We start from the raw sequence: 21,972 nt of genomic DNA, 5'->3' as shown, positions 1-21,972 counted from the left end.
ATATATTGCTAGTCTAGGAGCCCTCGAATGACTTGTTGGGTAAAAGGGTCGGTTAATATCCCCACATGGGTTGCATCAATTAAGTAAACTTTATCGGCATCAGATTGTGCTTCATACCTTAATTGACTTTTTAAGGTGACGGCACCGTCATTTTTTTCAGGGATGATTAACGTGTTTCCAGCGAAACTAGATAAAAGAATATGTTCTATGTCTTGAGGTAAAGGTTGCTCGTAAATCCGCTTTAAGTAATGACTGTTGGGTGTTAAGTCTTTCCATACAGGGGCAATAACTGGGGAGGTATCGACAGCAAATTGTGCCGCCTCATCTCCTCCCCATGGAGTAGATAGCGTAATAAATTTTTCAATCATATTCGGGCGGTTTTTATATACCAAAAACTGTATCGCTCCTCGCGATACTAAGCCACCCATACTGTGGGCAATGATTGTAAACTTATGTTTTCTGTTTCTTTGGCTGATGTCTATAAAGGCCTCACCTAAATAATAGGCGGTCATAGATAATGATTCGGCACTAGGGTAGTGATAAAGAATGATCTGGTATTTTTCTTGATCGATATTCTTTATAAAATCACCCCAAATAGCAGGACTGCTATTAATACCATGCACCAAAAATAGCGGTGCTTTATTGCTATCCCACTCACTCAACAGATAAAAACCGTAACCAATTTCTTTTGAAAAACTATAAGGCTCCCACATGCCTTTATGGCTGTTTGCTGCGTTAAAACGTAGATCAGCTAAAGAAATAACTTCTAAATAATTTCGTTTGGGTAATGAGCTAGTCGCTGCCACGGCTTCGATTGCTAAATCTAACTTATAAGAGCTGGCTAAATTTTGATCGGTTAAATCAAGCTGTATGCCTTTTAATAATAAGGCATAGTCACTGTCGGCGGCATTTCCATCAGGAAACAGTTCTAAGGCTACATCTTTCTGAAGCGCGGTGCGTTCGCCTAGTTGATATTTGTAGTCTTGGTTCTTATCCTCAAAGGCCACTAACTGGTAATCTCCCTTGGGAACAACAAAATATACATTTTGGTCACGCTCGACTAATCGATAAGCAAAAAACTGTGGTTTGCCATCAGTATCTTTCTTAAAAAGCGATAGAATTGAATTATTGCTGGCATCTATAGAGTCGGCACTGATATTGGCTTTTATGATGTATTGATTGTTCTTTGCTTGGTCAAGTTCTTCTTCAAGGAGCAACATAGAGCAGGCACTTAACATGCAAATGCCGATATAGATGAAAAAAACCTTTGTACTTAAAACCATCAAATCTCCATTCTCGTGTCTACTAGTGAAATTAGCACTGTGGCAATATAGGCTATTTTAGATGTCGCTACTATGAGTTGTTGTTGCATAATTTAACTCACTAAAGTGACAAAATGCTTGTGCGCTGCAATTAGTAAACATATTGTTGTAGCAACGGAATTAGTTTTAGGTGATTTTTTGAATACATTAATACGCTTATTCTTAGTTGTAACACTTTGCTGCTTTTTTACATTAAGCCAATTGAGTGACGCAAAAGAAATTGAAGTCGGCTTGGAGCCGTTTCCGCCATTAGTTAACGAAGATGGCAGTGGTTTAGTGATAGACATGCTTAATACTATTTCGACCAACAACAACTTATATTTTAATTTTCATATTATGACTTACGGAAGAGCTAAGCGAGAGCTCGAAAGTAAACGACTACAACTCATTGGATTGACTCCCTATCAACTCGAAACTCAGCAATTTTATGAATATGCCACCGAATTGAATTGGCATATAAATACTTATGTTGACTTTTTTTCTTTGAATAAATCCTTCTTTGATATTGATGAATTACCAGATGGGAGCATAGGTACGTTAATAGGTAATGCCGATTTTTTCTCAGAAATAATTGATGTACCTGCAATCAAATTTGTTGAAGTGAGTAGTATTGAACAACTGGTTAAGATGCTGGCCTTAGGGCGCTTGAACGTCATTTTATTTGAGCGTGTTTCCATTATGAGTACTATCAAAAAGCTAGCTGTAGAGAACATTTATTATAAAAATATGGGTATTGTGCCCGCCAGCCTCGCAGTGGCAAATACCCAGCAAGGAATAAAGCTAAAAACGCAGTTAGATAAACTGCTAATTCAATTAGACCACCAACAGCACTTTAGCCGTTTTATCAATTACACCGCTAAAGATGATGATGGGAAGGTAACAATAGATAACAACTCGTCATTGTGAAATGACTTTGTTAAATGCCACTTAGATAGAACTTTTATTGGTTACTATTCTTTAGAGAAGAGATAAGTAACCAACTAAAATTATAAGATTAGTTGGTTACTGTTTACATTAAATAATAGAACTCATTATTCTACTGTGACACTTTTTGCCAAATTGCGTGGTTGATCAACGTCTGTACCCTTAATCACTGCAACGTAGTACGACAACAATTGTAGGGGCAGGGTATACACAATAGGTGCCACTGCCGCTTCGCAGTGCGGGACGTTAATCACGCGCATGGTGTCGTCGCTTTTGAAGTTGGCTTGTTTGTCGGCGAAGACGTACATGATGCCGCCTCGGGCGCGGACTTCTTCGACGTTGGATTTGAGTTTCTCTAGTAATTCGTTGTTTGGCGCTACTACTATCACCGGCATTTCGTCGTCAATCAGGGCCAGCGGGCCGTGTTTGAGTTCGCCTGATGCGTAGGCTTCGGCGTGGATGTAGGAGATTTCTTTAAGTTTGAGAGCGCCTTCCATTGCTATAGGGTATTGGTCACCTCGGCCTAAGAATAGGCTGTGGTTTTTGTCGGCAAATTCTTTTGCTAAGGCTTTTATGCCCGAGGTTAAGGTTAGGGTTTCTTCCAGCTTTGACGGTAGGCTGTGGAGGGCTTTTACAATATGGTCGTGGTCAGTTGCAGCCATGTTGTTATGTTGCCCAAGGGCTAGGGTTAACATTAAAAAGCCTGTTAATTGGGTGGTGAAGGCTTTAGTGGATGCTACGCCTATTTCTGCCCCTGCCAGTGTCATAAAGGCTAAGTCTGATTCTCGTACTAATGACGAACCAGGCACGTTGCAGATGGTTAAACTGGCGGCATAACCTTGTTCTTTTGCAAGCCTAAGGGCAGCGAGGGTGTCGGCAGTTTCACCGGATTGAGAAATGGTGACAATTAGGCTGTTGGGGTGCACAAAAGATTTGCGGTAGCGAAACTCAGAGGCTATTTCGACATTACAAGATACATTGGCGTATTGTTCTAACCAGTATCGTGCCGTCATGCCAGAATGGTAGCTGGTACCACATGCGATAATTTGTACGTGCTTGATATCGGCGAGTATTTTATCGGCGCCTGGGCCAAATATGTTGTCGCTTATACCAGTATCACTTAGTCGACCTTGTAAGGTGTTGCGAATAACTTGTGGTTGTTCGTGAATTTCTTTCAACATGTAATGGCGATAACCACCTTTGTCACCGGCATCGTGATCAACACTGGACTCAATCACTTCGCGTTTTACCGGTGCGCCGCTGTGATCGAAAATATTAATGCTAGTGCGGGAAATCTCGGCTACGTCGCCTTCTTCTAGAAACATAAAGCGGCGGGTAACGGGTAATAATGCCATTTGATCTGAGGCGATAAAGTTTTCACCTATACCTAAACCAATTACCAATGGGCTGCCAGAACGGGCCACAATGATGCGCTCTGGATCTTGTTTGTCCATTATTACTGTGCCATAAGCGCCGTGAAATTTTGTCACGGAAATTTGCACAGCTTTAAGTAAATCCCCGCATTTGTCTAATTCAGCGTGAACTTGATGGGCAATGGTTTCGGTATCAGTGTCTGAATTAAAGGCGTAACCGCTTTGTTTGAGCTCTTCGCGTAATGCTTGATAATTTTCTATGATACCGTTGTGCACCACGGCAATTCGCTCGGATGAAAAGTGTGGATGGGCGTTGGCTTCAGTTACGCCACCATGAGTTGCCCAGCGCGTGTGGGCAATACCCGTTGTACCTTTGATGGGTTGTTGTTGTATGGCATCGGCCAGTTCCTTTACTTTACCAATGCGTCTGGTGCGAATGAAAGTGCCTTGGCTATCCATTAAGGCAACACCAGCCGAGTCGTATCCGCGATACTCTAATCGTCGTAATCCTTCTAACAGAATTTCAACTACATTACGTTCGGCAATTGCCCCTACTATCCCACACATACAAGCTCCAATCTTTGTTGTTCAATCGCAGAAATCATTTGCGAAAATTTGTTTCATTTTTTGTTGAATTACACAGTAAAGCAACCTATTTTTTTTCAGGGCGCTGCCAGTTGTCCATGTTTCTTTGTTTAGAGCGAGCAATGGCTAACCCATTGTCGCTGACTTCTTTGGTTATCACTGATCCTGCGCCCACTGTGGCATTTACCCCAATAACTGCAGGAGCCACTATGGCGCTATTTGATCCAATAAAAGCGCCATCTTTAATTTGAGTTTTAAATTTATTGACCCCATCGTAATTGCAGGTAATGGTACCCGCGCCTATGTTGGCACCTGCGCCTACTTCTGTATCACCTAAATAAGTTAGATGATTGGCTTTGGAGCCTTCACCTAAAGTGGTTTTTTTCATTTCTACAAAGTTACCGACGCGAGATTTTTGTTTCATTATCGCGCCTGGGCGTAAGCGGGCAAATGGCCCTACGCTGCAGTTTTCACCCACGCAGGCTTGTTCAATGATGGAGTTAGGGTGGATAACGGCGTGGTCGGCAATCTCACAATCAATTAGGGTACAATTCGCGCCAATTGAGGTATTTGAGCCAATTTTAACTTTACCTTGAATGATCACGTTCGTGTCTATGGTGATATCTTGCCCTACTTCTAGTTCACCTCTTAAATCGAAACGTGAGGGATCAAGTAATGACACTCCTTTAAGCATTAAATCATTGGCTTGTTGCGTTTGATATGCGCGTTCGATTGATGCTAACTGAATTCTGTTGTTGATCCCTTCTACTTCGATGGCAGATGAGGGCTGTGAAGCATGAATGGATTTCCCCTCGTTGGCGGCCATTTCAATCACATCGGTTAAATAAAATTCACCTTGGGCATTATGGTTGTTAAGAGCCGCTAACCAGCGTTTTAGGTCTTTACCGCCCATGATCATCATGCCGGTGTTGGTTTCTTTTATTTGATGTTGCTCTGTGGTGGCGTCTTTGTGTTCAACTATGGCAGTGACTTGTTCACCTTGGCGGATGATACGGCCCATACCAGTGGGATCATTCAGTTCTACTGTTAACAACGCAAGATCGGCATTTTTCTTCACTGCAATTAATTGCTGCAGGGTAGATTCTTTAATCAGTGGCGCATCGCCAACTAATATCAGTACATCTTCGTCGTCTTGAATATGCGGCGCCGCTTGTTGTACTGCATGACCTGTGCCCAGTTGTTGATCTTGCAAGCACCAAGACAAGGCGTTGTGATTAAGAGTGGTTTGTAACTGGTCTCGTCCATGTCCGTATACTAAATGAATATTGCTGGCTCCTAGTTTATTTACGGTATCAATAATATGCTGCACCATAGGCTTGCCACCAATTGGGTGCAATACCTTAGGCAAAGAGGATTTCATCCTTGTCCCTTTACCCGCCGCCAAAATTACTACTGAAAAATTCATGTGATTTCCTTTAATGAGAGTTATCTACCGCGTATGACTGCAATACATTGACCATTTTTACGTTTCTATATCATGCACTAATGTAACCACTGTTGTTATATATCAGCAACAGCCATTAGCGTTCAAAAAAGTAATTTTAACATCATAAGTTGCTTAAACTCTAAAGTTAATATGTATATATAAACCATAAGACTAATTACTCTGTGGCAATTTGTCAGTTATCATAAGGATGTAAACGTTATGGCGTTAAAAGTCATAAAGCAGGCCAAATAATAATAACGACAGGGTTTTCAGTGAATATTTTTCGGACGTTACACAGCAGTATTTTGTTTTTGTTTGCTGTAGTGGTGGTATCTATTGTCACTTTAGTGCATATCAACGTTTCTAATATCGTTGCACAGCAAAGTAGGGCACAGCAACAGTCTCATTCTCCCGCGTTGCAATTGATTGTTGAGCAACTTATGCAGCCTCTGCATATTTCCCAAACATTGGCCAAAGCAAAAGAACTTAAGGATTTGATGCAGGATCCTGTACATAGTGAAGAGCAAATATTTGCTACTTTAAAACGCTTAAACCAAGAGTTTTCTTTAAATTTTTTTATCGCTAGCGAAATTAGTCGCATCCAATATGATTCACAGGGGGATAAAATTGAACTAACTGAAGAAAAGGTTGATTGGTACTTTAGATACAAGGCGCAACCTGAAATTGCGATGGCGGATATTGGACAATGGCAAAATCCTCAGTTTTATATTGATTTAAAGATTTATGATGATGCGGGTAACTTTCTAGGAGTATTTGGTGTAGGTAAAAGCCTTAATGCGTTTACGCAAGTGTTTAACGAATACAAAAAGACCTATGGTTATGATTTTATATTTGTGGATCAGGACAAGAATATTACCCTTACTTCGGATCCTGAGTTGCTCATTAAGGGGGTCACCTTCAAAAACCTTACCGACCTTCCGTGGTTTCAATCATTAGAGCCTGAACAGCAGCAAGGGTCATTGAATAACTTGCTATTGCAAATTAAAGGTCAAGAGGCGCTTATTGCAGAATTAAAGATCGCGCCTTTTGACTGGACTTTGTACATTATTACCCCCCTGCAATCTCGACAAACCGAAATTAGCCAAGGCTTTATTATTAGCGTAGTAACCTTACTTGTGGTGATTTTTGGGTTGTTTTTGTTGATTTATAACTTGTTATATTACTTTAAAAAAGACATACAAAAAATTAAGCAAATTGACATCTTAACCGAGCTAGCGAATCGCAGTAATATCACTTTGAAGTTTGAAGAACTGATGTATGACAAGCAGTCTGTGAGTTTAGTACTAATTGATATCGATAACTTTAGGCCAATAAATGAGACTCATGGCAGAAAAGCCGGCGATATTGTTTTGCGCCAGGTGGCAAAAATGCTGCAACACGATATTCGCGGCAGGGATATATTAGGCCGTTGGGGTGGTGAAGAATTTATCTTATTAATGCCCGATACCGGTCCTCATGAAGCGGTTGAGTTATGTAAAACGCTGTGCGAGAAATTGGCGGCGATGACCATCACTACAGGCACCACATCGATTCAAGTGACGGCAAGTTTTGGTGTTTCTTATACTGCGACGCCACGGACTATGTCAGAAGTTATCTCGGCGGCAGATGATGCGCTATTTTCAGCAAAGCGTGATGGTCGAAACATGGTCAGAAAGCAATTAATTGAATCGGAGTAGTTAACCCTAACTCAGGTTAATGATCCAAAGTTAAGGTATTCTCTAGCGCTAATAGACCCGCTTTAATAGCGGTTCCCCACGCATAACCTGTTAAGGAACCATTACTACCAATAACGCGGTGGCAAGGCACTACTATGGTCAGTGGGTTACGGCCATTTGCCGCGCCAACTGCTCTTACGGCTTTAGGATTGTTGATAGCTTTTGCAATATCACCATAGCTACAGGTTTGCCCGTATGCAATTGTGGTCAGTTGCTGCCACACAAGCTGTTGAAAAGGCGTGCCTTGAGGCGCTAACTGCAATTCAAATTGGGTTCTATTACCGGCAAAATATTCTCGTAACTGCGCCGCGGCTTGTTGAGTGTTAAAGCTACTATTAGTTAATTTTGATCTATCACTAACAAAAGCTATTGAGGTGATGCCGTTGTTATCCGCACAAATTTCTAGGGTGCCAAACTGCGATCCTAAATATTCTATAAATTGATGTTTACTGCTCACGCCATACTCCAAAGTTGTAATGTTAAATAACTCCGCCAAGGACGTGCAAGTTCGGCATCTATGGGGCGTTTTTCGAGTTGCTTTTTGATAACTAAATCGCTGTCTAACCAAATATCGGGATTAGACTGTCCGCGCATTTTTGCATAGGCGACCGTCCAAGGGCCTATACCTTTTATGCTCAACCATAGATCCACTGAGGTATGAGCCTCATCAAGGCAATGTTGCGCGAGCAGCCGTAAGGTTTGTCTGCGGCTATTTGGCATTTTTAGAAACCTAAGATCACTTTCAGCTACAGCTTGCGCCGTTGGAAAATACAAATAGGTCCCATCGGTTTGGCCTAGTTCGTTAGTTAGTTGAGATAATAACCCGATAGCCGCTTTGACTGATATTTGCTGGCCGAGTATGGCTCTGCATCCTGCTTCAAACGTATTCCACACCCCGGGTAACCGTAACCCAGTTACTAATGCGTTTTCTGGAACCCCGCTTTTTAATAGTTGGGTATAAATGGTGTGGGTATCTGCGTTGAGGTCAAACATTGTTTCAATATTATTGATTACTGCAGTCAGTTTTTCGATATTTGAAAGGGTTATCTCAACCTTAAATTGATGCTTATTTGGCACTGGAATTAACTTAAACCAACCTCTGGCATTTTCTATGTCGAAGCTGCGGGCGTAACTATTTTCTGTAACGGTTTCGACCCCAGCAATTGCCCTAAGCGCCATAAACCTTTGTATATGTTGCCAATTATAATGTGGTCGATAGGCGAGTTTGAGGGTTAGCATTTGCCCATGTTTACCCTGACCCTGCTTTATTTGTTGCGGGGTTAACCCTGTTACTTTTTTAAAGTTATGCTGTAAACGTCTAGCACTGGAAAAACCACTGGCATGGGCAATATCTTCTATCGTTAAACTACTTTGATGAAGCAATTGTTTGGCAAACAACACCTTGTCAAAAAGTTGAAATTGCTTTGGGCTTAAGCCTAAATGTTGCTGAAATAGTTGCCTAAAATAGCGACTGGTTACACCTAGCTTCACGGCTATATCTTCGATACTGAGTTCTCGATATTGCCTTAGTAGTTGCATGGCACGTTGCACTGTTGTGTTGACACCTTGCCATGCAAAAGAGTGGGGCGCGCTGTCGGGGCGACAACGCAAACACGGACGGTAACCTGCCGACATAGCTTGTTGTGCAAACTGAAAGTATTCAACATTTTTTTCAAGAGGGGCGTTGGCAGGGCAAATTGAACGACAGAAAATATTGGTGGTCTTAACGGCAGTAAAAAACGTACCGTCAAATCTTGGATCTCTGGATAACCGCGCTTGTTGAAAGTCTGTGTTCATTATTGGGTACTTTACTTTATGAATAAGACTATTCTAACGATTTTTTTAAAATTAGTGCGACGAAAACGGAGGTGATAGCATTGATAATGGGTGTTGTTCCAAGTTCTAACAAATAGGATAATAGACAGAACTGAATAAGCTAAAATTAACAGATTTTATTTAACAATAGGAATACCGTGATTTCTTTTTTGTACATATCTTTATCAATATTTTCCATTCAAGCTATACAGCGTCAATTTCAGTATGCTTAAAGCGGTTATTTGGGCGTTGCTGTTTTTAAGTTTGTTTAGTCAGCATCTTAATGCGGCTGATAAATGGTTGGATAGCTTCTCTAAAGACGTGCAGCGAAAAGCCCGAAAAAAGAACCTACCTGGTTATACCTTTGCCTACATTGAAAAAGGTAAAGCGGCGTCGGTATTTACGTATGGAAAAGAAAGTAAATCAGGCAATCCAATTGAGATTGATACAGTTTTTAGATTGGCATCTGTGTCTAAAACTTTTACTTCTATGCTAATGGCCAAATATGTGGGGCAAAATCAATTAAACTGGCAGATGCCTGTGGCGCAATTGGTACCAGAATTTGCCAGTGCAACCGGACAAACCGGCAACTTAGAGTTGCAACACGTTATAGGGCAATCTAGCGGGTATATCCCCAATGCTTACGATAACCTAATCGAAGCGAATTATTCTGTAAGCCGTGTATTAAGTATGTTGTCTGATTTAAAACCATTGTGTAAACCTGGCCAGTGTTATACCTATCAAAATACACTATTTGCCGTGGTTGATGGGTATTTTAAACAACATCATTCTTCTTACTCACAGGCCTTAACCCAAACCATAATCGAACCTTTAAAAATGCCCCATGCCAGCGTGGGTAAGGCAGGCTTGCAAGCATCAAACAAGTGGGCGAAACCCCATGTGGCTATTTCCAAGAACCGCTGGCGCACCACTAAAGTACGGGACGACTATTATCGATATTCGCCAGCGGCAGGTGTAAACGCCAGTATGCGAGATATGGTGATATGGATGCGCGCATTGCTTGGAGAAACCCCAGATATCGTTTCCAATGAGTTAATATCAGAAGTCACTACTGCCCTAACCAAAAGCAAAAAAGAAGTGTATCGACGCCAGTGGCGTAAGTTTTTGTTAAATGCCCACTATGGACTTGGCTGGCGGATCTATGATTTTGCGGGCCATACTCTTAATTATCACGGTGGTTGGGTTCAAGGTTACCGCGCCGATATCGCATTTTCTCCAGAATTTGGGGTGGGTTATGTGATGTTGATGAACGCAGAGTCCAACTTAATTAACGAATTTACTCCAGACTTTTGGGCCCGTTGTTTTAAACATCTAGAACAAAGAGCCATGCTTGCGGGTAAACCAGCTAGTTAAGTTTTGAGGTAGGTGTACCCTTTAAGGCAGTTTTCATAAAAGTCGGTCCATTTTACCCCTTCTCTGGGTTTCATTTCGCCTTTAGAAATATGGCTATCTATCATTTTCTTCACACTTTTGGCCATGGAGCTGGGATGATATTGCATGATAGATAACACATCTTCTACCGAAGACCCACTCACTACTTCTTCAATATAAAAGTCTTGGGGATCATCGTCATGGCTAAATATATGGACTTCGTTCAAACGCCCAAATAGGTTGTGCATATCCCCCATCACATCTTGATAGGCCCCTGTTAAAAACAAGCCCAAATAATAATCTTCATTTTGTTTAAGTTTATGCATAGGCACCACGTTTGAAATACCATGCTCACTGATAAACTGATCTAACTTGCCATCGCTATCACAAGTAATATCCACTAAAGAGCAGTTAATACTGGGTTTTTCATTCATACGAGTGAGTGGTACCACAGGGAGAACCTGATCAATCGCCCAAGTATCGGCTGCGGATTGAAACACTGAGAAGTTGCAGAGGTACTGGGATGATAATGCAAAATCTAATTCTTGCATTTCTTCGGGAACAAACTCAGCATCTTTAAGGCGTAGCTGCACACTCTCCATGACTTTCCAGTACAGGGTTTCAATTTTGGCTAGTTCTTCGAGGGATATGACCCGCAATTTAAAGGCACTTAATGCTTGTTCTTTAAATTGCGAGGCGTCGTTAAATATCTCTTGGAGATTTTCTTGTTGCTCTACCATCTCGGTTAGCTCACGCATATCACTTACGAGTACATGTTCGCCTGCTGCTGGTAGTGTGGCTATGCCGGCACTATGGGCCTTTATCTCACCAACAACTTGGGTGATTACGCAGCTATGATGTGCGGTGATGGCGCGGCCACTTTCGCTGATTAAAGTAGGGTGAGGAACTTCTTCTAAATCGCAGACTTGTTTCATGCCGTATACAATATCCGAGACATATTCTTGCATGCTGTAGTTACGGGATGAATCGTTGGTGGATTGGCTACCATCGTAATCAATGCCTAACCCCCCACCCACATCTACGTATTCTAATTTGAAGCCCATTCTGTACAATTCAGAATAAATCATTGCGCCTTCACTAATAGATTCTTTAACGGCACGAATATCGGTTAACTGGCTGCCAATATGAAAGTGTAATAGCTTTAAGCTATCTGCCATTCCTTGTTCTTCAAGGTAGCGGGCGGCATTGATCATTTCGCTGATGGTTAAGCCAAATTTTGCGCGGTCTCCACCTGAGCTTTCCCATTTACCACGGCCTTTTACTGTCATTTTGGAACGAATACCGATTAAAGGTTCTATATCCAATTCTTTGGCAATTTTTACCAGTAATGTTAGCTCTGAGAATTTCTCGATAACCACTATGGTTTTTCGACCTAGCTTGCGACTTAGCAACGCTAACTGCATAAACTCTTGGTCTTTATAACCATTGAGGATCGTTAAAGAGTCCGTATTGGTATTCAGCGCCATAGCGGTTAATAGTTCGGCTTTTGAGCCTGCTTCTAATCCATAGTTAAAGGGCGCACCGGCATCAACTATTTCTTCAACTACTTCGCGCATCTGATTAACTTTTATTGGGTATACACCCATATAGTGACCCTGATATTCGGCATCTTTTAAGGTTTGTTGAAATGTTTGATTGAGCAAGGCTACTTGGGAGCGAAGAATATCGTGAAATCTCACTACCACAGGAAACTGAATACCTTCTTGCTTGATTTCTTCTACTACGGCTTTGAAATCAATTCGCATATCTTTATTTAATGGGTCGGGAGTAACCTGTAAATTTCCATTTTGACCAATCTCAAAATAACCGGCGCCCCAGCGCTTTACGCGGTAGATATGTTCCGAGTCTTCAAGGGTCCATTTTTTTGTTTTTGGCATGGTATTTTTCAGTCTGTCAATAGGGTTTAAACGGGCGGATTATAATGAACAATATTTGCCTAGGCTAGCATGATTAACTAAACCAGCAATAAAGATGCTGATCCTAAAAACACAAAGAAACCGACTACATCGGTCACTGTAGTTAATATTACTGAGCCAGCAATGGCAGGATCGACCCCCATTTTATCGAGTAACACCGGGATACATATCCCCGAAATAGCGGCAATAAGCATATTAATAATTAAAGCCACCGCAATAATGGCGGATAACCATGGGTTGTCAAACCACATTGAGGTAATAGCTGAAACTACCAAGGCCCAAACAAGGCCATTAGAAAAAGCCACTAACACCTCCTTATTCCCTAATGCTCGTAGGTTAGATGTGGCCAATTGACCTGTTGCCAAGCCGCGTATCGTTAAGGTTAGAGTCTGGCTACCTGTAATGCCGCCCATGCTCGCTACAATCGGCATGAGTACCGCCAACGCCACGACCTCGGCCACCACTTCATCGAATATGCCAATGACCATGGATGCAACAAAAGCGGTGATGAGATTAATACCTAGCCACACCGCTCTGCGCCTGGAGCTAGTGAATACTGGTGCAAATAGATCCTCATCACTGACACGGCCCATATGTGACAACTGAGTTTCGTAATATTCTTGGTATACATCGATGGCATCTTTGACCGAAAAGCGACCGAGTAGCCGTCCGTCTTTTGTGATAACAGGTAGCATTGAACGGCCACTGCTTTTTACGGCCTCTGACGCTTGAAACAATTCCATGTCGGCCGTTAAAACTCTGTCTGAAAATTCAGCAAGTTGTATAAGATCTGTATCAGGAGCACTGGTAAAAAGCTGATTAATATCGACTTGACCTAAGTAATGATCTGTATCATCTACAACTAAAATACTATCGGTATAGGCGGGTAAGACATCTGCTTTGAGTGCTTCTAATAGACTCTCAACAGACACACTTTTATTAACTGTATAAAGATCGTGATTAACGTAACGTCCTAGCTGTTCATCTGAGTAATTTAATGCTTCTTCTATTAGGTCCGATTCTTGAGCACTGAGCTTTTTGATTAGACCTTTTGCTACGCGGTTCGGTAACACATCGAGTATTTCTACAAGATCTTCAGTACTACTTGCAAGGGCAACATCTTCTATATTTTGATTAGAAAGTAAGGATAGAAGTTGCTCTCGAGAATCATCTCGCATGGTAGCCAATACAGGTGACATCTTGTCATCACTAAGGGTTTTCCATAGTTCAAATCGTAAGTCTTTTGGCAGCCCTTCAAGCACAAAAGCCCAGTCTTCAGCGGTGAATTCTTTGGCAATAATAGGCACCGCCACTTGACCTTTTTTAAGGTGTTCAAGTAGCCATAAAAAGGCACTTTCTCTTTGTTCTTGACTGACCATTTTAATGACCTTAAATCTAACTAGCTAATTGCAATATAAAGTAGCGAACGCTAACTTATCAATATTTTCCTGCTTCAAACAAGAAGTGAGTAATTACATCTTTGTGTTTACATGTATAGAAATTGCATTTTTCTACGGGCTAAAGCAAATCATCCTTGATTAAATTTCAGGATAGAATTACAACGACTGATATTGAAACACCTCTTCAAGAGATTGGCCAAACACTTCAGCAATTCGGAAGGATACTTCTAAAGTTGGTGAGTACTTACACTTTTCAATTGCCATAATAGTCTGTCGAGTTACGCCGACTAATTCTGCAAGCTCCTGTTGCGTCATTTCATCAGCAAAAAAGCGCAATTCTCGGATTTTATTTTTGATTGGAAGTGTTGCCAATTTATTCACTACTTCTGTAAAAATAGAGTTGAGTTGAAAATCGAATTACTTCAGAAAAGATGAAGCTAAAAAGTAAAACTTGCATCGTTAAAAGCGGTACTTTGAGAGCACTAAATTGGTCCACTATTGCTGGATTTATTTCCATTAAAACAATTAATCCTAATGTCATAAATACACCAATAATTAATATTGAATAACTTACGCTATTACTTTTATATTGGAACAGTTTATCTCTTTCATCTGCATCGAGTTCTGCTTCTTTGCGATTGCATATGGCAAGGGTTACCTGAAAAAATGTTTCTACAATAATGATGAATATAATTGCTCGAATAGAAAACCCTAGCACTGTTAACTTCGCAACCTCTACAGGTAGACTTGGTAATGTAATGATATTAAAAAAATAGTTGCCAAAAATAACCACAGAGCTGAGTAAAGAAATCCAAATACTTTTTTCTCGAAAGGACATAGGCATAAATCACCTTCTTAGTAATTAAAGGTGAAGAGTAAACCTAATTTTACTCAATGTATAGTATTTTTAACATTGAGTTTGTTATTTTACTCCTCTAGTCTTGTTATTTTGTCTTTACTCACCAATATCTTCATTCCAAAGTGTTGGATTAGCCTTAATAAATCGCTTCATTAAGTCAATGCATTCTTGGCTTTGTAACACTTCTACTGCAATACTTTTAGATTCAAGCAAGGCTTCTTCGCCTAAAAATGTTTGGTTCTCGCCAACTACTACCCGATTGATCCCATATAAGATGATGGCACCTGAGCACATAGCGCAGGGCGACAAGGTGGTGTATATAGTTGACTCTCGGTAGGTCTGAGCTGATTGCCGCCCTGCATTTTCAAAAGCATCCATTTCGCCGTGTAAAATAGGGCTACCATTTTGCACCCGACGATTGTGCCCACGACCAATTATTTTATTGTTGTGCACAATAACAGAACCTATGGGGATCCCGCCTTCGCTTAGTCCTAGTTGTGCTTCTTCGATTGCTGCTTGCATGAACTTGTCCATTACGCGTCCTATAAAAGTGGTTGTACATATTGATTTAAATTTTTGGATTGGAGCTTTTTTTTAAATATTGAAAGCTAAATGTCATCAAGGGCTTTATGTGTGCCTTCAATGTGCAAGCTGAGCATAAACCCATGTCATGCACGGGGCTAATAAAATAACGGTGAAACCCGAAAAACATAAGAGTACAGCTTAGAGCTCTTGTTGTTCGGGCACTTATTTTATTGGTCAAATAAAATAAGTCTTTTAAGTGTAGAAATCACAGTGTCGGCATTTAGTATGAATACTTCTCCAAAATATCTTGATAGATTGTGGCGTTTTTTACATTTTTCAGTTGTACATTAAAGGCTGCTAGTTGTTTTGGCGTCACACTCTTTTGACTGAACATGACGTAAGCATTACCGGTTTGTATAGTGATGCCTTGAGCGACTATGAGGTTTGATAGTGCTTTTCGCCTTAGTATTGAAGCACCCACAAAGCTATCTTCAAGATATCCATCTATGTCTGAATCTAGTAATCTCGCCACATTGATTTCGCCCATTATAGCGCTAACGAAAAACTGAGATGTATCAGGATCATCTAGCAGGGCTGTGATTTCTGGGCCATAGACATAATCTTCAACTATGCCAATGCGGCTACCATTGTCGACAAATTCCGATAAGGTTTGATAATCGCTGTGTGTGTTATCATCTTTTCGAATATACAAGGAGAACTCTTCCATTCGATAAGCATCGCTAAAATAGGCGAATTGCTCTCTGGCCTCTGTTTTGGATGCACCGAGTAAAATATCGACTTCACCTTTTTTGAGAGAGGCGAGCAAGTCCACCCAGGTGCCTTGCTGATATGTTAATTGACATCCCATTCCGGCAATTACTGCTGCAACCAATTCAATATCAAGGCCAGCAACACGATCGCCGACATCCACATATTGGTATGGCTCCCAGGCGTCAAATCCAAGAACAAATTGGCAGTTGTTAGCCGCCTGCTTCTCTTGGTTGGTGAGTGTTTCTTTGGTATCAACTGCAACCTTTGTAGATGCAGGGTCTTGGGGGGATGAGTTGGGTTTACATGCACTAACAACAAAAAATAAAAGCACAATCAAAAATAAAGGGTTCATTTTCATAGTCTTCTGCCAGTTATTAATTCTTCCTAAGTGTAATTTACTATTGGTATTTTACTAGGCGACGAATAATTTGTTGGCATAACTTGTCCTAAATCAATGGGAACAAATAACCGCTTGACCTTAGATGTGACTCTAAGGATTATAATCAGCATATGAAATGGAATGAAGATCTAAAAAGTATGAAAATAAGCGAGTTAGCCAAGCGCTCTGGTATCAGCGCCCATACATTGCGTTATTATGAAAAAACTGGTTTGCTCAGTGCTTCTATGCGTAGCGCAAGCAATTATCGGGTTTATTCTCAAGATGATTTAACAACCGCCATGTTTATTAAGCGTTGTAAAGAATGCGGTTTTAGTTTGGCTGAAACGGCCACTCTATTAGCTATTAAGCATGATAAGAGCCAGCATGTTTGCGCAGAAGCTAAGCTTATAACAAGTACCAAAATAGCCAATATCACTCAGCAAATTGCACAGCTAAAACTGATGCAAGCAACCTTGCAACAACTAGAGAGTTTTTGTTGTGGAGGTGAACAAAGTGCTGAGTTTTGTTCAATTATTTCTCGTTTGGAGCAGGACTAATCTATATGGAACTTTTCTCAAATTTTGTGCTGCTTTTTACTGAGTCGGCTCCCTTTTTACTACTAGGAATGTTTATTGCGGGCATGATAAACCAATGGATCCCAAGGACTTGGGTCGAGAAAACACTCGGTAGTAAAAACTCAGTGGTAAATGCTGCGCTTATAGGCGCACCTTTACCTTTGTGTTCATGTTCAGTTATTCCCGTGGCTATGGGTATTAGACGAAGTGGTGCCAGCAAAGCTAGCACTGCGAGTTTTTTGGTGGCCACGCCTGAAACGGGCGTAGATTCTATTGGGATTACTTACGCATTGATGGGGCCGATTATGGCGGTGGCTAGACCCATTGCTGCTATTAGTTCTGCCATAGTCACAGGTATGTTAGTTCTGTTATTTGGTAAAGATGAGGTGGTAACCGAACCAGAACAACCAACCCAGCCAGCCAATAGCTGTTGTCATAAAGCCAGCAATGCACCCACTTCCATACCAGCTAAATTTAAAGCCGCCTTGGTCTTTGGTTATGGTCAATTGCTGCGAGACTTTATGTCGTGGTTTTTGATTGGTATTTTTTTTGCTGCTGTTGTTACTACATTAGTGCCAGAAGATTTTTTAAATCAGTACGCTCAGGGAATAGTGGCTATGTTAGTGGTAGTTTTGATATCTATTCCTATGTACGTCTGTGCTACCGCATCCACACCTATTGCTGTAGGTCTGCTGTTATCTGGTATCACACCTGGTGCCGCTTTAGTATTTATGTTGACTGGGCCCGCCACTAATATTGCTACTTTGATGGTAATTAAAAACGAACTCGGTAAACGCGAACTCGGTTTGTATTTGCTATCAATAGTGTGTAGCGCGGTTGTGGCTGGGTTAGCGCTAGACTTTTTGTTTCAATACTTTGACTGGGAACTACAATTATCCCATGGCGAGCACTCAGATATGATGGGACGCATATATCAAGGAAGTGCTTTAGTGCTAGCTGGCTTGATTGCTTTTCAATTCCAGAAAAGGTGGTTTCCAACATGGAAACTTACATCTTAGGTATAATCCTAACATTCTAATTATACAGGTTGGTTTTAGAACTAGGTAAATCTCATGAATACTTACAAATAACGAATGAAAAACAATCGCTTTTGGTGTGTTGGTGATGTATAACACTACTGGAAAGCTATTCGTTGGAGTAATAAATGACCGTAAATTGGAATGGGGACTCCCCAATTTATATTCAGCTTTATCAACAAGTGATAACACGCATTCTGGATGGTCACATCAAAGAAGGGGAGGCGCTGCCTTCTGTTAGGAAGGTGGCCGCAGAGTATCAACTCAATCCACTGACAATTTCTAAAGCATATCAAATGCTTCAGGATGAACATTATGTTGAAAAACAAAGAGGCAAAGGATTATTTGTAAAATTTGGTGCTCCAAAGAGCATATTGATAAAACAACGCTCTTCTTTCTTAAGCAGCGAATGGCCTTTGATTTTGCAAAAGATTTCACGATTACAGCTTTCAATTGATGAGCTGCCGCGCACAACTAAGGAGGCTCAATAATGACTGCCATGTTATCGATTTCAGGATTGTACAAGTCCTATAGAAATAAGCAGGTACTTAAAGATGTTAATTTGACTCTAAAAGCGGGGCAAATTTTAGGGGTGGTTGGACCAAATGGCGCAGGTAAAACCACCTGTTTACAGGCATTGTTAGGGTTAACCATGTATGAAGGCGATGTGGATGTTTTGGGTTTCAACCCCAGAAAAAACAGGAAAAAAATGCTTGAAGAGGTGGCCTATATTGCAGATGTGGCGGTTTTACCTAAATGGATAAAAGTCAATCAAGTATTGACCTATATGCAAGGTGTACATCCCAATTTTGATCGACATAAGGCCGAAATGTTTTTGGCTAAAACCAATATACCTGCAACCGCTAAGGTTAAAACCTTATCCAAGGGTATGGTTACTCAACTCCACCTTGCGATCATCTTGGCCGTGGATGCAAAGATATTGATATTGGATGAACCGACACTTGGCTTGGACATTTTGACACGCCGGCAGTTCTACACTCATTTATTGGAAGATTTTTATGCTGACGATAAATGCATCATAGTCACCACCCATCAAATTGAAGAAATAGAGCATATATTGACAGATGTGGCATTTATACGCGAAGGACAGATTGTCTTGACTCAGAGCGTAGACGACATGCGAAATCGGTTTAAATTACTTGCTGTAGACAATGAACATTTGGATCAGGCTAGTTCGCTAAATCCCATAATGACAAATAGCATGATGGGCATAACTAGTATGTTATTTGATAGTGCTGATCCAGTAAAACTCAATACTCTAGGTAACGTTAGTTCAGCAACTTTGGCAGATATTTTTGTTGGGGTGATGACACAGGAGACCAAGCTATGAATTATGCACAAATCACCACCAGCTTTAGAAAGGAAATATGGGAGTTCAAAAAAACCTTGTTTTGGGTGCCTGTGATCATTGCTACATTTATAATAGCGATACCTTTTATTAACTTGTTATTGCTAGATGATTCGCCCTTTTCTCGAGTGTTAGAGAGCGCAGCCAATGTGGAAAATTTAGAGAATATAGAGGGCGTAGCACGCTTTTTTCTTGGGGCTCTTATGGGCGTGTTTATCCCGTTTGTTATGGTAGCTTTGGTTTTCCAGCTTTATTACTTTACTACTTGTTTATTCGACGAAAGGCGTGATTTATCGGTATATTTTTGGCGCTCGTTGCCGGTGTCTGATGCGTTAACCGTAACAGTTAAACTGATGACTGGAGCATTAGTGGTACCGGCAATATTTATGTTAGCCGCCACATTTGTGGTGTTTGTATTTCTAGTTTTAGGATTAATTGCATGCACGGTATTGTCGGTTGGATACGATGTATCCTTGTGGGGGATATGGGTAAATGCCGAAATTTTCACTAATTTAGCGGCTATTTGGTTAAATTTATTGCCCTATGCGTTATGGATGTTTCCCGTATTTGCTTGGTTAATGCTGGCGTCTATGTTTGCTTATAAAGCACCGTTTTTATGGGCAGTGTTACCCTTAGTGGCCATCATACTGGTGGAATCGTTTATCGTAGAATACTTGCACCTTGATGGACGTTTTATCTCAACTCTGTTGCACGATTATTTTTCATTTAGTGAAAGTATGTTGCCCCATGATTTTGCCGATATTGAGTCGCCTAAATTTATCGTATTTTCGCTTATATCATCAAAAGTGAGTGCAATAGCAACATTGATAGGTGTTGGCTTAATGTGTGTTACCTATTGGTTAAGGGTTAACAGAAGTCACGGCTAATAATACTAACCTTAGTCATGACCCATTCAGCTTTGAAGTGCTCATAACCATTTTGTGAGCCCTTAAATTTTTCAGTGACTAATCCTAGCAGTTTACCTACTGAGCGAGTTACAAGGTATACTTTCACTCTAATTGACCATGAATAAATAAATATGCAACAACAACTAAAAATCGAAGATTTGGTAGCAGGCACAGGTAAAAAAGCCGAACGGGGCGCCTTGATAACGGCGCACTATAGAGGCTGGCTAGAAGATGGCACTGAGTTTGATTCGTCTTACAAAAAGGACACCCCTTTTCAAACTGTACTTAGTAACAAAAGGGTTATTCAAGGTTGGATCTTAGGGTTAAAGGATATGAGGGTAGGGGGGAAGCGTCGTTTACAGGTGCCGGCTCATTTAGCCTATGGCGAGCGTCAAATTGGTAATATGATCCCACCTAACGCTAATCTCACCTTTGAAATTGAACTGTTAGAAGTGCTGACACGGGAATAATCAGAGATAAACGGGATTTTTTGTACGCTGCTTATCTAGAGTTAGGATTAACTAAAAGCATTTTCTAGGATGATGTGGGTAAACTCTTTCTTCAAATAAAAGCCTCTTGGTCGAGTTTGAATAACTTGGCCATTTTTTCCAATGCCTTGGGTTAGTGCGCTGCCGTTAGCAGCCTTAGGGCGTAACTGCAGATATTGACCATGTTTGGCAGTAATATTTTCTACCTCGCCTAGAGCGATTAATTCCATTAATTCTTCCCAATCGTTGCGTAATTGCATGTCTTGAAGTGTATTAGGGGTCCACAAAAAAGGGGTGGCAATACACCTGTTTTGCGGGGAAATTTCTCTTCTGCCATCAATTGGAACCCACAGCACTTTTTGGATCTTGTTTTTAACACTGCTGCTGTGCCATTCGATACCTGCGATATTGGTCAACGGCGCATAACATACGTAGGTCGTTTCTAAAGGTTTACCTAGTTCGTTTATGGGAATGGTTTTTAATTCAACCCCTAACGTTGCAAAGTCCTGTTGTGTCTTAGAGCCGGCACTGGCCCCTAAACAATGTTCAATCAGTTGCCCGGTCCAGCCTTTTTCTCGCTTGAAATTTATGGGCACCTTTACCTCCGCCATGGCTGCTAGTTCACCTAAAGTTAAACCTGCTAAAGCCTCCGCTCTTAGCATTAATTCATGGATAGATTGAGGTTCGGCATTAGGTATGCTAAATATTTTCATTGGCGTATTTGATTTGCGCGATATATTTTTTATTTCTTTGAATGAGCAGTAGTTTATGGAAGAATGAAGCATATTAAAAGTTAAGAGTTCTCGGGAGTCTAAGTGATTGATGCCGAAGGATTCCGCCCCAATGTTGGTATAGTGATTTGCAACGAGTTAGGTCAAGTTTTTTGGGCCCGACGCTATGGGCAACATTCTTGGCAGTTTCCGCAAGGCGGAATCGATGAAGGTGAAACTGCCGAACAAACAATGTATCGCGAACTCCATGAAGAAGTAGGTTTACGACCAGAACATGTAAAAATTTTGGCAGTAACCAAAAATTGGCTGCGTTACAAACTACCTAAACGACTGATTAGGCAGGGAAGTAATCCTGTTTGTATTGGACAAAAGCAAAAGTGGTTTTTATTGCAACTGGTC

General features: G+C 41.0%; 22 protein-coding genes. 10 read left to right on the top strand and 12 right to left on the bottom strand.

Going from position 1 to position 21,972, the window contains the following annotated elements; genetic code table 11:
• Positions 1-8 precede the first annotated feature (8 nt).
• Positions 9-1,283, bottom strand: coding sequence for an alpha/beta hydrolase (locus tag Q0688_RS10975; protein WP_299076074.1), 1,275 nt, complete (start codon positions 1,281-1,283; stop codon positions 9-11).
• A 177-nt stretch (positions 1,284-1,460) separates the two neighbouring features.
• On the opposite strand from Q0688_RS10975, the gene Q0688_RS10970 reads away from it, so the two are divergent.
• The gene (locus tag Q0688_RS10970) at positions 1,461-2,228 is read left to right on the top strand and encodes a hypothetical protein (RefSeq protein ID WP_299076071.1); all 768 of its coding nucleotides are present in this window, start codon (positions 1,461-1,463) and stop codon (positions 2,226-2,228) included.
• 125 nt (positions 2,229-2,353) lie between these two features.
• Here the strand turns inward: Q0688_RS10970 and glmS are convergent, their stop codons facing one another.
• Positions 2,354-4,186, bottom strand: coding sequence for a glutamine--fructose-6-phosphate transaminase (isomerizing) (gene glmS / locus Q0688_RS10965; RefSeq protein WP_299076068.1), 1,833 nt, complete (start codon positions 4,184-4,186; stop codon positions 2,354-2,356).
• An 85-nt stretch (positions 4,187-4,271) separates the two neighbouring features.
• Positions 4,272-5,630 (bottom strand): bifunctional UDP-N-acetylglucosamine diphosphorylase/glucosamine-1-phosphate N-acetyltransferase GlmU, encoded by a 1,359-nt coding sequence (gene glmU / locus Q0688_RS10960; RefSeq protein WP_299076065.1) that lies wholly within the window; start codon positions 5,628-5,630, stop codon positions 4,272-4,274.
• Positions 5,631-5,923: 293 nt separating this feature from the next.
• On the opposite strand from glmU, the gene Q0688_RS10955 reads away from it, so the two are divergent.
• Positions 5,924-7,348: a sensor domain-containing diguanylate cyclase gene (locus Q0688_RS10955; protein ID WP_299076062.1), complete on the top strand. Its 1,425-nt coding sequence runs from the start codon at positions 5,924-5,926 to the stop codon at positions 7,346-7,348.
• Positions 7,349-7,364: 16 nt separating this feature from the next.
• On the opposite strand, the gene Q0688_RS10950 is transcribed toward Q0688_RS10955, so the two are convergent.
• On the bottom strand, positions 7,365-7,844 hold the full coding sequence (locus Q0688_RS10950) for a methylated-DNA--[protein]-cysteine S-methyltransferase (RefSeq protein ID WP_299076059.1): 480 nt from the start codon (positions 7,842-7,844) through the stop codon (positions 7,365-7,367).
• Positions 7,841-9,184, bottom strand: a complete 1,344-nt coding sequence (locus Q0688_RS10945) for a DNA-3-methyladenine glycosylase 2 family protein (protein ID WP_299076056.1) — start codon at positions 9,182-9,184, stop codon at positions 7,841-7,843. Before Q0688_RS10945 ends, Q0688_RS10950 begins: the two co-directional genes overlap by 4 nt.
• Before the next feature lie 243 nt (positions 9,185-9,427).
• On the opposite strand from Q0688_RS10945, the gene Q0688_RS10940 reads away from it, so the two are divergent.
• Positions 9,428-10,576: a serine hydrolase gene (locus Q0688_RS10940; protein ID WP_299076054.1), complete on the top strand. Its 1,149-nt coding sequence runs from the start codon at positions 9,428-9,430 to the stop codon at positions 10,574-10,576.
• On the opposite strand, the gene speA is transcribed toward Q0688_RS10940, so the two are convergent.
• The 6 genes from speA to Q0688_RS10910 all read right to left on the bottom strand — a co-directional run bounded on the left by speA (position 10,573) and on the right by Q0688_RS10910 (position 16,438).
• A complete protein-coding gene (speA, locus tag Q0688_RS10935; RefSeq protein WP_299076052.1) occupies positions 10,573-12,492 on the bottom strand; it encodes a biosynthetic arginine decarboxylase in 1,920 nt (639 codons plus the stop codon). The two genes, Q0688_RS10940 and speA, sit on opposite strands and share 4 nt — an antisense overlap.
• A gap of 77 nt (positions 12,493-12,569) precedes the next feature.
• Positions 12,570-13,910 (bottom strand): magnesium transporter, encoded by a 1,341-nt coding sequence (locus tag Q0688_RS10930; RefSeq protein ID WP_299076050.1) that lies wholly within the window; start codon positions 13,908-13,910, stop codon positions 12,570-12,572.
• 177 nt (positions 13,911-14,087) lie between these two features.
• Positions 14,088-14,303: a helix-turn-helix transcriptional regulator gene (locus tag Q0688_RS10925; RefSeq protein WP_299076047.1), complete on the bottom strand. Its 216-nt coding sequence runs from the start codon at positions 14,301-14,303 to the stop codon at positions 14,088-14,090.
• Between the two features lies 1 nt (position 14,304).
• Complete coding sequence (locus tag Q0688_RS10920) at positions 14,305-14,769, bottom strand: hypothetical protein (protein WP_299076044.1); 465 nt, start codon at positions 14,767-14,769, stop codon at positions 14,305-14,307.
• Between the two features lie 117 nt (positions 14,770-14,886).
• Positions 14,887-15,324 (bottom strand): nucleoside deaminase, encoded by a 438-nt coding sequence (locus Q0688_RS10915; RefSeq protein WP_299076041.1) that lies wholly within the window; start codon positions 15,322-15,324, stop codon positions 14,887-14,889.
• 271 nt (positions 15,325-15,595) lie between these two features.
• Positions 15,596-16,438, bottom strand: coding sequence for an ABC transporter substrate-binding protein (locus tag Q0688_RS10910; protein WP_299076037.1), 843 nt, complete (start codon positions 16,436-16,438; stop codon positions 15,596-15,598).
• 158 nt (positions 16,439-16,596) lie between these two features.
• On the opposite strand from Q0688_RS10910, the gene zntR reads away from it, so the two are divergent.
• From zntR to Q0688_RS10880, 6 genes are all read left to right on the top strand, one after another.
• Positions 16,597-17,022 carry a Zn(2+)-responsive transcriptional regulator gene (gene zntR, locus Q0688_RS10905; protein ID WP_299076034.1) on the top strand — a complete coding sequence of 142 codons (426 nt, stop codon included), beginning with the start codon at positions 16,597-16,599 and terminating at the stop codon, positions 17,020-17,022.
• A 5-nt stretch (positions 17,023-17,027) separates the two neighbouring features.
• Entirely contained in the window at positions 17,028-18,059 is a 1,032-nt protein-coding gene (locus tag Q0688_RS10900) for an SO_0444 family Cu/Zn efflux transporter (RefSeq protein ID WP_299076032.1), read from the top strand.
• A 146-nt stretch (positions 18,060-18,205) separates the two neighbouring features.
• Positions 18,206-18,568 (top strand): GntR family transcriptional regulator, encoded by a 363-nt coding sequence (locus Q0688_RS10895; RefSeq protein ID WP_299076029.1) that lies wholly within the window; start codon positions 18,206-18,208, stop codon positions 18,566-18,568.
• Complete coding sequence (locus Q0688_RS10890) at positions 18,568-19,428, top strand: ABC transporter ATP-binding protein (protein WP_299076026.1); 861 nt, start codon at positions 18,568-18,570, stop codon at positions 19,426-19,428. Before Q0688_RS10895 ends, Q0688_RS10890 begins: the two co-directional genes overlap by 1 nt.
• A complete protein-coding gene (locus Q0688_RS10885) occupies positions 19,425-20,333 on the top strand; it encodes a hypothetical protein (protein WP_299076023.1) in 909 nt (302 codons plus the stop codon). Before Q0688_RS10890 ends, Q0688_RS10885 begins: the two co-directional genes overlap by 4 nt.
• Positions 20,334-20,485: 152 nt before the next feature.
• The gene (locus Q0688_RS10880; protein WP_299076020.1) at positions 20,486-20,824 is read left to right on the top strand and encodes an FKBP-type peptidyl-prolyl cis-trans isomerase; all 339 of its coding nucleotides are present in this window, start codon (positions 20,486-20,488) and stop codon (positions 20,822-20,824) included.
• A 47-nt stretch (positions 20,825-20,871) separates the two neighbouring features.
• Here Q0688_RS10880 and mutH read toward each other — a convergent pair whose 3' ends face one another.
• On the bottom strand, positions 20,872-21,555 hold the full coding sequence (mutH, locus tag Q0688_RS10875) for a DNA mismatch repair endonuclease MutH (protein ID WP_299076017.1): 684 nt from the start codon (positions 21,553-21,555) through the stop codon (positions 20,872-20,874).
• 102 nt (positions 21,556-21,657) lie between these two features.
• Between mutH and Q0688_RS10870 the strand changes: the two genes are divergently transcribed.
• A partial coding sequence (locus tag Q0688_RS10870; protein ID WP_299076014.1) for an RNA pyrophosphohydrolase occupies positions 21,658-21,972 on the top strand: 315 nt, incomplete at its 3' end.

The sequence above is a fragment of the uncultured Paraglaciecola sp. genome, from assembly GCF_937123705.1.
Lineage (GTDB): Bacteria > Pseudomonadota > Gammaproteobacteria > Enterobacterales > Alteromonadaceae > Paraglaciecola.
The sequence above is the reverse complement of the archived record's forward strand: the minus strand, read 5'-3'. Positions and strand labels throughout refer to the sequence as shown.